The following is an 11,291-nucleotide window of genomic DNA, read 5'->3' as shown; positions in this document are numbered from 1 at the left end:
CCCGCGGCGCCGGGGAAGCGGTCTGCGCCGTCGGACGACGGCCGCGCGCTCAGGTCTGTGTCGAGACCACGGCGCCGCGTTCGTGCAGGACGTAGTTGCCGTCCTCGCCGAACAGGCTGGAGATGGGCCACGGCTGGTGGAAACGCAGCCACAGCCGCAGCATGTGGCGCTGCTGATGCCGCTCCGGTCCGTTGACGAAGCCGGTGCGGGAATGCAGCATGGTCAGGTTGTTGCAGAAGGCGATGTCGCCCGGCGCCATCGTGAAGTCGACGCGCAGGTCCTCGCGCTGCGTCAGCGCATCGAAGAAGTCGAGCGCCTCGCGCTCCAGCGGCGTCAGCGGCACGCCGCGCTTCTCGGCGCCGGCGTTGATCTGGTTGCGGATGTAGCGGCAGCGGATCACGCCGTTCTCGTGGCCGAACACGGGCAGCGGCAGCGCCGACACGCCCTTGCCGGTGAGGGCCTCCTCGCGGCGGATGTAGTAGAAGCCGTTGTAGAGCAGGCCCAGGTATTCCGGGTGCTCGGCGAGGATGATGTTGTAGATCGACAGCGCGCTGACGTAGCTGCTGCGCCCGCCCGACAGGCCCTGGCGCAGGCACATCAGGCCGAGCAGGTCGGCGCGGTCGGTGTGGAACGGCAGGTAGGCGCTGGTCTCGTAGCCGCGCACGTCGATGCGGCCGTATTCGCGGCCCTGGTCGAATACGTGGCCGAGCAGGTCGCCCTTCGGGTTCTGGCCGAGCGGCTCGCCCAGGTACAGGCCGATCCCCCAGTAGATCATGCAGACCTCTTCGTCGCTGAAGCCGGCGATGTCCAGGCCGCGCAGCAGCACGATGCCCATGCCGTCGCGCACCTCGGCGGCGAGGGCGGCGAGCCGCTCGCGCAGCGCGCCGAGCGGGAAGTCGCGCTGCTGCCAGTGCAGCATCGGCACGCCGCCGGCCTGCGCGTGGCGCAGCGCCGCGGCGATCTCGTCCTGTTCCGCGCCGCTCAGCCACCACTGCCAGCTCTCGCTGTCGATCAGGTCGGCACGGCGCCACGCCTGCGGGGTGGCGACGGGCTGCGTCCAGACTGTTGCCTGCATTTCGGTTCTCCGTTCTGGTAAGGGGGATCTGGAAGTCATCGGCGCCGGGTGTCCAGCGCGTCGCGCAGCCCGTCTCCGAAGACGTTCAGCGAGATGACGAGCACGAAAATCATGGCGCCCGGCGCGATCGCCATCCACGGCGCCGTGGTCATGTACTGCTGGGCCGCGTTGAGCGTGCTGCCCCACGACGGCGCGGGCGGCTGCTGCCCGAGGCCGAGGAACGACAGCGAGGCCTCGGCGATGACGGCCGCGGCGGCGGTGATGCTGGCCTGCACGAACAGCGGCGGCAGCATGTTGGGCAGGATGTGGCGCAGCGCGATGCGCAGCGGCGAGGCGCCCACGGCGCGCGCGGCCTCCACGTAGTCCTCGGCGCGGATCGTCATGGCCGCGGCGCGCGCCAGGCGCAGGAACGTGGGCAGCGCCGCCACGCCGATGGCGAGGATCGAATTGCGCAGGTCCGGCCCGAGAAAGGCGGCCAGCGCGATGGCCACGATCAGGAACGGCACCGCCAGCATCGCGTCGGTCACGCGCATCACGAGCATGTCGAGCCAGCCGCCCGCGTAGCCGCACGCCACGCCCAGCGGCACGCTCACGGCGCACGCCACCAGCACCGGCAGGAAGCCCGCCAGCAGCGACGCGCGCGCGCCCCAGATCAGCCGCGACAGCACGTCGCGCCCGACCTCGTCGGTGCCGAGCAGGTGCAGCGCGGAAGGCGCCTTGCGGATCATCAGGAAATCGGATTGCAGCGGATCGTAGGGCGCCAGGAACGGCGCCAGCACGGCGGCCAGCACGAACAGCAGGATGGCGGCGCCGGCCAGCACGCTCGACGGCCTGCGCAGCAGGCGCCGGCCGGCCGAGCGCAGGCGGCTCTGCGGGCGGCTCTGCGGGTGGCTTTTCCGGCGGGCCGCGGCCGGGCGCGGCAGTTGCGGGGCGATGGTCGGCATCGTCAGGTCCTCAGGCGCGGGTTGATGACGAAATACAGGACGTCGGCGAGCAGGCTCGCGGCGATGAACATGACCGAGGACACCAGCACCAGCCCCTGCACCACCTGGTAGTCGCGGTTGAGCACGCTGTCCACCAGCAGCTTGCCGAAGCCGGGGATCGAGAACACCTGCTCGGTCAGCACGGCGCCGGCCAGCAGTTGCCCGAACTCGATCGCGCCCAGCGTCACCACCGGCATCAGCGCGTTGCGCAGCGCGTGGCGCAGCACCACGCGCCATTCGCTCAGCCCCTTGGCGCGCGCGGTGCGGACGTAGTCGGCCTGCAGCGCGTCCAGCATGGCGCTGCGCATGTGGCGCATCAGCACGCCGGCGATGCCGGTGCCCAGCACGATCGACGGCAGCACGAAGCCCATCACGCTGCGCACCGGGTCCTCGCGGAACGGCACGTAGCCGGACGCGGGAAACCAGTTCAGGTGCACCGAGAACGCCAGCACCAGCAGGATGCCCAGCCAGAAATGCGGGATCGAGATGCCGGTCAGCGCGAGGCCGCTGGCCACCGCGTCGCCGAGCCGGCCCTTGCGCGTGGCGGCGACGATGCCCAGCGGAATGCCGATGGCCAGCGCGATCGCCATCGACGCCAGCGCCAGCTGCAGCGTGATGCCGAGCTTGCCGGCCAGCAGCTCGCTCACGCCGATGTCGTTGCGCATGGACACGCCGAGGTAGCCGTGCAGCGCGCCGGCCAGCCAGCGTCCGTACTGGACGTAGACCGGCAGGTCCAGGACGTACTTGTGGCGGATCTCGTCGAGCATCCGCGCGTCCACCGCCTCGCCGCCGGCGAGCGCGAGCGCGGGGTCGCCGGGCAGCATGCGCTGCAGCAGGAAGATCAACGTCGACAGGATCAGCACGGTCGGCAGCGCCAGCGCGATGCGGCGGCCGATGAACAGGAGGAATCTCATGGCCGTGCGTTCCTAGGGCTGGAGCCGGATGCCCTTGACCCGGATGGTGCTGTCCGGGTGCGGCACGAAGCCCGACACCTTGGTGCTCAGCCCGGTGAAGGTGCGGCGATGCCACAGCACCGACACCGGATAGTCGGTGGCCAGTATCGCGTTGACCTGGCGGTAGAGGCGCTCGCGCTCGCCGTCGCTGGTCGCCTCGCGGGCCTGCACCATGACCTTGTCGAGCTCGGGGTCGCAGAACTTCGAGTCGTTCTGCGGCCCGCTGCAGGCGATGTGCGCGTAGATGTTGCCGTCCGGATGCGGGCGCCCGCTCCAGAAGTTGAAGATCGCGTCGAAGTCGCCGCGGCGGGCGTTCTGCAGCATGACCGCGTCTTCCTGGGTCTCGATCTTCATGGTGATGCCGGCCTCCGCCAGCATCGCCTGGATCATCTGCGCGGCCTCCTGGCGCTCGCGCTCGGGCGGCACCAGCAGCGAGAACGCCAGGCGCGGCACGCCGGCCTCCTGCAGCAGCCGGCGCGCCGCGGCGACGTCGCGCGCGGGCACCGGATGGGCCTTGTCGTAGTAGCGGCTGTTCGGATTGACGAACTGGTTGCCGGCCAGGTACTGGTCGTTGAAGAGCGCCTTGACCAGGACCCTGCGGTCGATCGCCAGGTCCACCGCGCGCCGCACGCGCACGTCGCGGAAGGTGGAGGCGCGCGCGCCGTTGCCGCTGTTGTAGCGGATGTAGTGGTAGCCGAGGTCGGACGCCGACACGATCTTCGCGCGCGCGTCGCCGGCGAGCTGCGGCAGGTCGGCCGGCGTGAGCCGCTCGGCGATCTGGATCTGCCCCGAGCGCAGCGACGACAGCCGCACGGTGGAATCGCTGATGGGCAGGTATTCGATGCGGTCCGGATCGCCCCTGGTCTGCGCGGCGTCCCAGTAATCGGTGAACTTCTCCACCACGATGCGGCCCTGCGGCACGCGCTCGACGAAGCGGTATTCGCCGGCGCACACCGGCTGCGAGCCGAAGCGGTCGCCCAGGCGCTGCGCGGCCTGCGGCGCGACCATCATGCCGGCGCGCTCGGCCAGGCCGAACAGCAGCAGGTTGGCCTGCGGCGCCTTGAGCACGAAGCGCACGGTGGCCGCGTCGACCACGTCGACGTGGTCGACCATGCTCAGCTCGCTGCGGCGCAGCGAGCCCGGCAGCTGCATGTGGCGGCCGATGTTGTAGCGCACGGCCTGCGCGTCGAGGGGCTCGCCGTCGTGGAACTTCACGCCGGGGCGCAGCTTGAGCGTGACGGACAGGCCGTCCTTGGCGATCTCGTAGCCGGCGGCGAGCTGCGGCGTGAGCGTCAGGTCGGTCTTGACGTCGAACAGCTTGTCGCACAGCGCGGTCAGCGGCTGGCGGCCGGTGGCGAGGCGGTTGAGCGTGGGGTCGAGCGTGTCCGGGTCCTCGTTCAGGCCGATCCGCAGCACGCCCTGGGCGGCGGCGTGGCCCGCCAGGCAGGCGGCGAGCGTGAGGAAGAGAAGAGACGGGAGCTTGCGCATGGGATGTCGGGGGTGGCGGGTTGGATGGGGGCGGTGACGGGTGAGGTGGCGAGTCAGGCGGGCGTGGCGGGCTGGCGGAACCGCTCGAGCAGGCGCGCGAGCCGCGGCGCCGGCGGCTGCGTCAGCGACGGGCTCAGCCCCTGCCACGGCGGCAGTTCGCGCCAGTGGTGGCAGGCGCAGCCGTGGCCGGACTCGTCCGCCGCCAGCTCGGGCGCGCTGCGCCGGCACAGCTCGGTCGCGAACGCGCAGCGGGGATGGAAGCTGCAGCCCGGCGGCGGATCGAGCGGGCTGGGCAGGTCGCCGCCGAGCACCATGCGCGGGCGCTGGCCGGCTTCCAGCGCCGGCACGGCATCCAGCAGCGCGCGCGTGTACGGGTGGCGCGGCGCGCCGAACAGCGCGCCGGTGGGCGCCGTCTCGACCAGCCGGCCGAGGTACATCACGGCCACGCGGTGGGCGACGTGGCGCACCGCCATCAGGTCGTGCGAGATGAACAGCATGCCGACGTCGGTCTGCCGCTGCAGCGCGCGCAGCAGGTTGAGCACCTGCGCCTGGACCGACACGTCGAGCGCCGAGACCGGCTCGTCGCACACGATCAGCTGCGGCTCCAGCGCGAGCGCGCGGGCGATGCCGATGCGCTGGCGCTGGCCGCCCGAGAATTCGTGGGGATAGCGGTCCATGTGCGAGGCGTTCAGGCCGACCATCGCCAGCAGCTCCGCCACGCGCCGCTCGATGCCCGAGCGCAGGTCGACGCGGTGCACCACCAGCGGCTCGCCCACGAGTTCGCGCACGGTCATGCTGGGATTGAGCGAGCTGAACGGGTCCTGGAACACCAGCTGGATGTCGCGCCGGTGGTTGTGCATCTCGGCGCGGCCGAGCCGGGTCAGGTCCGTGCCGCGGAATGCCACCGAGCCGGCGCTGGCATCCATGAGGCGCAGGATGAGCCGGCTGACGGTGGACTTGCCGCAGCCGCTCTCGCCGACTAGGCCCAGCGTCTCGCCGGCGGCGATGTCGAACGAGACGCCGTCGACCGCGGCGACGCGGCCGCGCCGGCCGAACAGGCCGCCCGCGTTGTAGTGCTTCTTCAGGCCGCGCACGCGCAGCAGGGGCGCCTCGGCGGCGGGCGTGGCGGGCATGGTGGCCGTGGTGGTCATTGCATCCGGCGCGGCAGGATTCATGGCGTGTCTCCGAGCGGCGCCGCGTGGCAGGCCGCGCGATGGCCGGGGAACAGTTGCCGCGGCGCGGGCGCCGCGGTGTCGCAGTCGGGCAGCGCGAACGGGCAGCGCGGGCGGAACGCGCAGCCCGCGCTGAGCGTGCGCAGGTCGGGCACGCTGCCGCCGATGGCGACCAGCGGCTGGTCGCCCGGCTCGGCGCGCGGCACCGCGCCCAGCAGGCCGACCGTGTACGGGTGCTCGGGATGCGCCATCACGCGGTGCGCCGGGCCGTGCTCCACGACGCGTCCGGCGTACATGACCGCGATGTCGTCGGCCAGCCCGGCCACCAGCCCGAGGTTGTGCGAGATCAGCACGATGGCGGTGCCGCGCTCCTGCCGGATCTCGTGCAGCAGCTCGACGATCTGCGCCTGCACGGTGACGTCGAGCGCCGTGGTCGGCTCGTCGGCGATCAGCAGCCGCGGGTTGCAGGCCAGCGCCATCGCGATCATCACGCGCTGGCGCATGCCGCCCGACAGGCGGTGCGGATAGTCGTCGAAGCGCCGCTCGGCGGACGGAATGTGGACCTGCCGGAGCAGCTCGACGGCGCGGCGGCGGGCCTCGCGCCTGTCGACCGCTTCGTGGGCGGTGATCGACTCGGCGATCTGGTCGCCGATGGTGAAGGCCGGGTTCAGCGACGACATCGGGTCCTGGAAGATCATCGCGATCGCGCGGCCGCGCCGCAGCCGCCGCTGCGCGGCGGACATGGCCAGCAGGTCCTGCCCTTCGAACTCGATGCGCCCGGCGGTGATGCGCGCGGCCGGCTGCGGCAGCAGGCCCATGACGGCGAGCGAGGTCACGCTCTTGCCGCTGCCGGACTCGCCCACGATGCCGAGGCAGCGGCCCGCGTGCAGCTCGAGGCTGACGCCGCGCAGCGCGGGAACGGCGGCGGCGCCGGCGCCGAACGCGACCGACAGGTCGCGGATGCTCAGGATCGGCGCCGCGGCGGCCTGCCACGCGCGCGGCGCGTCGGCTTCGGCGACTCCGGCGGCTTGGTTCGTGTCGGTCGCGCCCTGCGGCGCGGCCGCGGCGCGCGGCCTCATCATGCGGATGCTCGCGCTCATGCCGGCATCCGGTCAGGTGCGGGCGGGGGGACTATCGTCATGCCAGTGGCTCCGGGGCTGGGAGAACATGGACTTGCGGGGACGAGGCCGGCCGCCTGCGGCGCGGCCTCGTCGGCACCTGGCCGATACATTGCCGGCCAGGCGCCGGGGACGGACGGCTATGCGGGCACGTGCGCCAGCATGCGCTGGAAACGCCCCGGCGACGGACGGTCCAGGCCGAGGTGCTCGCGCAGCGTCGACCCTTCGTAGTCCTCGCGGAACACGCCGCGCCGCTGCAGCTCCGGCACGACCTGCTCCACGAACACCGTGAGCTGCTCGGGGAAATACGGCGGCATGATGTTGAAGCCGTCGCAGGCGCCTTCGCGCAGCCAGCGCTCCATCAGGTCGGCCAGCTGCTCCGGCGTGCCCACGAAGCCGTGGTGGGCGCGCGAGCGGGCGATCAGCCGCGCGCTGTCGGCGATGGTGAGCTTCTGGCGCGCGGCGGTGGTGAGCAGCATGTCGGCGTTGGCGGTCGGCTTCTTCACCGCGCGGATCGCCTCGACCGGCAGCAGTTCGTCGGGCTGGCGGTCGTACAGCGGGAAGCCGAGGTTTTCGCTCAGCATCCACACCCCCACTTCGGGATGCACGAGATCGGCCAGCTCGCGCTCCAGGCGCAGCGCCTCCGCCTCGGTCGCGCCGATCAGCGGCGACAGCCCGGGCATGATCACGACCTCGTCCGGGCGCCGGCCGTAGCGCGCCATGCGCGCATGCGTGGACAGGCGGAATTCGCGCGCCTGGGCCAGGTCGGTCTGCGCGGTGAACACCGCCTCGGCCACCAGCGCGGCGAACTCCAGGCCCGGCGGCGAGCCGCCCGCCTGCACCAGCACCGGCCAGCCCTGCACCGGGCGCGGCACCGGCAGCGCGCCGGCGACGGTGAAGCTCTCGCCGCGATGGTCGATCGGGCGGGCCGGCGCGGCCGGCGAATCGCCGCGGCTGTCCCACAGCGCGGTGCACACGTCGACGAACTCGCGGCCGCGCACGTAGCGGTCGGCCTTGGGCATGGCCTGCTGCCGGCTGAAGTTCAGCGAGGCGCGGTCCTCCCACGTGGTGACGACGTTCCAGCCGGCGCGTCCCGCGCTCAGGTGGTCGAGCGTGGCGAACTTGCCGGCGATGGCGAACGGCTCGTGGTACGTCGTCGACAGCGTGCCGACCAGCCCCAGCTTGTCCGTGACCGACGACAGCGTGGACAGCAGCGAGACCGGATCGAGATTCGACACCGCCTGGCGGCCGAAGAAGCGGCCGTCCTTCTCGCGGGTAAACAGCGTGTCGCCGACGAAGAACAGGTCGAACTTGCCGCGCTCGGCGAGCTGCGCCGCGGTGCGGTAGAAGTCGAGCCCGGTCACGCCCGCGGCGGGCGTCGACGGATGGCGCCAGCCGGCGATGTGGTGGCCGCCGGGATAGATGAACAGACCCAGGTGCAGTTGCCTAGCCATGAACGGAGACCTCGGAAAAGCGGTTGGAAGGGCGCGCGAGGGCGAGGCGGTCGCGCAGCGTGGCGGCCGGCTGCGCGGCATCCGCCGGCGGGCGCCCCGCGAGGCAGGGAGCGACCTCGCTGGCGAAGCGCTCCAGATCGTCGGGCAGCACCGCCGGCGCGATGTGGAAGCCGTCGCAGATGCCGGCCGCGTACCACGAATCCATCAGTTCGCGCAGGCGCGCGGCGCTACCCGCGAAGCGGTAGCCGGGCATGGCCGGCGCCGCCGGCGGCGCCAGCGCGTCGAGATGCGCCATGCGCTGCGCCGCGGCCTCGTCGGAATCGGCCAGCACCACGGACAGCGTGGCCAGCACGCGCGGCGCGCCGTCGGGCCGGCCCTGCCGCCGCGCCAGCGCGCGCAGGTCGCCGCGCAGCGACGCGAGCGCTTCCGGAGAGGCGCAATCGGCCAGGAACACGTCGCCGAACCGGGCCGCCAGCGCAAGGCCGGGCGCGGACGCATCGTCGAACGCCATGACGGGATGGCCCTGCACCGGCCGCACCGCGGTCAGCGGACCGCGCACACCGAAGTACGCGCCGGCGTGATGGATCGGGTGGATGCGGGCCGAATCGGCGAACAGGCCGGCTTCCTTGTCGGCCAGCACCGCGCCGTCTTCCCAGCTATCCCACAGCTTGGCGAGGACCTCCAGATATTCGCCGGCGCGCGCGTAGTGCGCGTCGCGCGAGAGCGGCGGCGCATGGGCGAAGGCGGCGTCGCCGCCCTCGCGCCAGCGCAGGTCGCACAGCAGCGCGGCGCGCCCGGCCGACAGGCCGTCGAGCACCGAGAACGCGCGGGCGGTGTGGAACGGCTCGGTGTGCGCGAGCGCCACCGCGGCGCCAAGGCCGATGCGCGGCACCTGCGCGATCAGGGAGCCGAGCAGCGGCGTGGTGTCGGGCGCCAGCGCGGCGGGCGCGCCTTCGGCGGATGCGGCGGACGTGAAGAACACGCAGTCGAACGCGCACGACTGCGCGCGCCGCACCACGTCGGCATAGCGCGGGAAACCCGACGACGAAGCCGCCAGGGTCGATACCCGCCGTGCTGCGGGATGATGGCCGTACTCGGCGATCGACAGGGTTAGGTCCATAAGTCCGGATAGCGTTGTTTGCGGGGAAATGGCGACACCGTGCTTCGTCGAGGGAATCTCAACGCAAAAGGCGTGCCAATACGTGGTGTGCCACGTAAATCCCGGCGGCGATTGGCGCGCGCGCGCGCCGCGGCGCATATCCGGCGGTTTCGGCGGGTCCCCGGCACGATCTTCCGCCAGAAGCGTGGTGCACCACATGAATGCGATGCGCCACCTGGACCCGGATCATCGTTGTGCGGGCGCACTTCATAAGTGCGATGTTTTTGACGCAGATCAGAGCATGGACGGAGAAATATCGATCCCGTCACATCCGGCCGCGGCGAGGCGGAATCCGCGCGGCGGACGGCGGCCCGGGCCGCGCCGGGCGTGGAGTTTGCAGCATGTCCCGCATTCGGGTGGCTTGCCGGCCCGCCGGAGACATGGCGGCGCGGCGGCGGCGCGGCGGATGGCGGCGCGCCCGTGGGTGTCGCCTGCCGCGGGGAACGGGCAGGCGTGTGGCGGGTGCGGGAGGTGGCGCGAAAGGCGGCGCGAGGCCGGGCGGCCCGCCCCCGCGTCAGGTCTGGATCAGGCGCTTCTGCCGCGAGATGCTCATCAGGATGCCGATGCCCATCCCCAGCGTCACCAGCGCGGTGCCGCCGTAGCTCATTAGCGGCAGCGGCACGCCCACCACGGGCAGGATGCCGCTCACCATGCCCATGTTGACGAAGGCGTAGGTAAAGAAGATCAGCGTGATCGAGCCCGCCAGCAGCCGCGAGAACAGCGTCGGCGCGTTGGCGGCGATGTACAGCCCGCGGAAGATCAGCAGCAGGTAGAGCACCAGCAGCACGGCGTTGCCGACCAGGCCGAACTCCTCCGAGAACACCGCGAAGATGAAGTCGGTGTGCTTCTCCGGGATGAACTCCAGGTGAGTCTGCGTGCCCTTGAGCCAGCCCTTGCCGAACACCCCGCCCGAGCCGATGGCGATGATCGACTGGATGGTGTGGAAGCCCTTGCCGAGCGGATCGGTGGTCGGGTCCAGCAGCGTGCAGATGCGGTGCTGCTGGTAGTCGTGTAGCACCGGCCAGTTCACGCCGGGCGCGCACATGTCGTTCTCGAACGTGATCAGCAGGCCGACCGCCACCACCAGCGCCACCAGCAGCGGCAGGATGATCTTCCACGACAGCCCGGCGAAGTAGATCACGTACACGCCGGCGGCCAGCACCAGCAGGCCGGTGCCGAGGTCGGGCTGCTTGGCGATCAGGCCCACCGGCACGCCGAGCAGCAGCAGCGCCACCACGAAGTCGTACCAGCGCACCGAGCCCTCGCGCTTCTGGAAGTACCACGCCAGCATCAGCGGCATGGCGATCTTCATGATCTCGGACGGCTGGATCACCATGCCCACGTTGAGCCAGCGCCGCGCGCCCTTGCGGATCAGGCCGAACATGGCCACGCCGATCAGCAGGGCCACGCCCACCGTGTAGAGCGGCACCGCCACCCGCATCAGCGTCTGCGTGGGCAGGTAGGCGATCACCCACATCACCGCGTAGGAGAGCAGGATGTTGCGCAACTGGTCCTCGACCCGGCCGGGCATGTCGATGGCGGCCGAGTAGAGCGCCACGATGCCGGTGGCGAACAGCAGGAACACGATCAGCGCGAGCGGCTTGTCGAAGCCGGTCAGCGCGGTCTTGATGAATGACAGGACGCGGCGTTTGTCCATGCGCGTCTCCTTCAGCGGGTAGCGTTGGCGCCGCCCGCGCCGGGGGCGGCGACGGGCCTGGCGCGGGGTTTCGGGGCGGTGGCGGCCGGTGCCGCCGGCGCGGCCTGGGCCGGCGCCGGCGCCGGGCGGCTGTGGCCGAGCGCCTGCGCCATGCGCTCGTCCAGCGTCTGCACCGCCGAGGCGGGCGGGATCGCGGCCGGGTCGATCAGCGGCGCCGCCACGGCGGCCGAGG

9 protein-coding genes and 1 pseudogene are annotated in these 11,291 nt (G+C 71.9%); all 10 read right to left on the bottom strand.

Annotation, left to right across the window (positions count from 1 at the left end; all coding sequences use genetic code 11):
* Window positions 1–49: 49 nt before the first annotated feature.
* Window positions 50–1,075, bottom strand: a complete 1,026-nt coding sequence (locus K206_RS39310; RefSeq protein ID WP_020205351.1) for a TauD/TfdA family dioxygenase — start codon at window positions 1,073–1,075, stop codon at window positions 50–52.
* Window positions 1,076–1,110: 35 nt separating this feature from the next.
* Complete coding sequence (locus tag K206_RS0126240; protein WP_020205350.1) at window positions 1,111–2,019, bottom strand: ABC transporter permease; 909 nt, start codon at window positions 2,017–2,019, stop codon at window positions 1,111–1,113.
* Between the two features lie 2 nt (window positions 2,020–2,021).
* Window positions 2,022–2,972 carry an ABC transporter permease gene (locus K206_RS0126235; protein WP_020205349.1) on the bottom strand — a complete coding sequence of 317 codons (951 nt, stop codon included), beginning with the start codon at window positions 2,970–2,972 and terminating at the stop codon, window positions 2,022–2,024.
* A gap of 12 nt (window positions 2,973–2,984) precedes the next feature.
* Window positions 2,985–4,499 carry an ABC transporter substrate-binding protein gene (locus K206_RS0126230; RefSeq protein WP_020205348.1) on the bottom strand — a complete coding sequence of 505 codons (1,515 nt, stop codon included), beginning with the start codon at window positions 4,497–4,499 and terminating at the stop codon, window positions 2,985–2,987.
* Window positions 4,500–4,552: 53 nt separating this feature from the next.
* On the bottom strand, window positions 4,553–5,650 hold the full coding sequence (locus tag K206_RS39305) for an ABC transporter ATP-binding protein (RefSeq protein ID WP_020205347.1): 1,098 nt from the start codon (window positions 5,648–5,650) through the stop codon (window positions 4,553–4,555).
* Between the two features lie 20 nt (window positions 5,651–5,670).
* On the bottom strand, window positions 5,671–6,771 hold the full coding sequence (locus K206_RS0126220; RefSeq protein WP_020205346.1) for an ABC transporter ATP-binding protein: 1,101 nt from the start codon (window positions 6,769–6,771) through the stop codon (window positions 5,671–5,673).
* Between the two features lie 158 nt (window positions 6,772–6,929).
* Window positions 6,930–8,243, bottom strand: a complete 1,314-nt coding sequence (locus K206_RS0126215; protein WP_020205345.1) for an NtaA/DmoA family FMN-dependent monooxygenase — start codon at window positions 8,241–8,243, stop codon at window positions 6,930–6,932.
* Complete coding sequence (locus tag K206_RS39300; RefSeq protein WP_020423917.1) at window positions 8,236–9,363, bottom strand: LLM class flavin-dependent oxidoreductase; 1,128 nt, start codon at window positions 9,361–9,363, stop codon at window positions 8,236–8,238. Before K206_RS39300 ends, K206_RS0126215 begins: the two co-directional genes overlap by 8 nt.
* Before the next feature lie 553 nt (window positions 9,364–9,916).
* A complete protein-coding gene (gene rodA, locus K206_RS0126205) occupies window positions 9,917–11,059 on the bottom strand; it encodes a rod shape-determining protein RodA (protein WP_020205343.1) in 1,143 nt (380 codons plus the stop codon).
* An 11-nt stretch (window positions 11,060–11,070) separates the two neighbouring features.
* Window positions 11,071–11,291: pseudogene (locus tag K206_RS43880) on the bottom strand (hypothetical protein); the annotation flags it as partial.

This window comes from Cupriavidus sp. WS (assembly GCF_000395345.1).
GTDB lineage: Bacteria > Pseudomonadota > Gammaproteobacteria > Burkholderiales > Burkholderiaceae > Cupriavidus > Cupriavidus basilensis_B.
The sequence above is the reverse complement of the archived record's forward strand: the minus strand, read 5'-3'. Positions and strand labels throughout refer to the sequence as shown.

Excerpts from the sequence above, each read along its gene's own strand:
- K206_RS39310 (WP_020205351.1), bottom strand. The coding sequence starts at position 1,075 with ATGCAGGCAACAGTCTGGACGCAGCCCGTCGCCACCCCGCAGGCGTGG.
- K206_RS0126240 (WP_020205350.1), bottom strand. The coding sequence starts at position 2,019 with ATGCCGACCATCGCCCCGCAACTGCCGCGCCCGGCCGCGGCCCGCCGG.
- K206_RS0126235 (WP_020205349.1), bottom strand. The coding sequence starts at position 2,972 with ATGAGATTCCTCCTGTTCATCGGCCGCCGCATCGCGCTGGCGCTGCCG.
- K206_RS0126230 (WP_020205348.1), bottom strand. The coding sequence starts at position 4,499 with ATGCGCAAGCTCCCGTCTCTTCTCTTCCTCACGCTCGCCGCCTGCCTG.
- K206_RS39305 (WP_020205347.1), bottom strand. The coding sequence starts at position 5,650 with ATGACCACCACGGCCACCATGCCCGCCACGCCCGCCGCCGAGGCGCCC.
- K206_RS0126220 (WP_020205346.1), bottom strand. The coding sequence starts at position 6,771 with ATGAGCGCGAGCATCCGCATGATGAGGCCGCGCGCCGCGGCCGCGCCG.
- K206_RS0126215 (WP_020205345.1), bottom strand. The coding sequence starts at position 8,243 with ATGGCTAGGCAACTGCACCTGGGTCTGTTCATCTATCCCGGCGGCCAC.
- K206_RS39300 (WP_020423917.1), bottom strand. The coding sequence starts at position 9,363 with ATGGACCTAACCCTGTCGATCGCCGAGTACGGCCATCATCCCGCAGCA.
- rodA (WP_020205343.1), bottom strand. The coding sequence starts at position 11,059 with ATGGACAAACGCCGCGTCCTGTCATTCATCAAGACCGCGCTGACCGGC.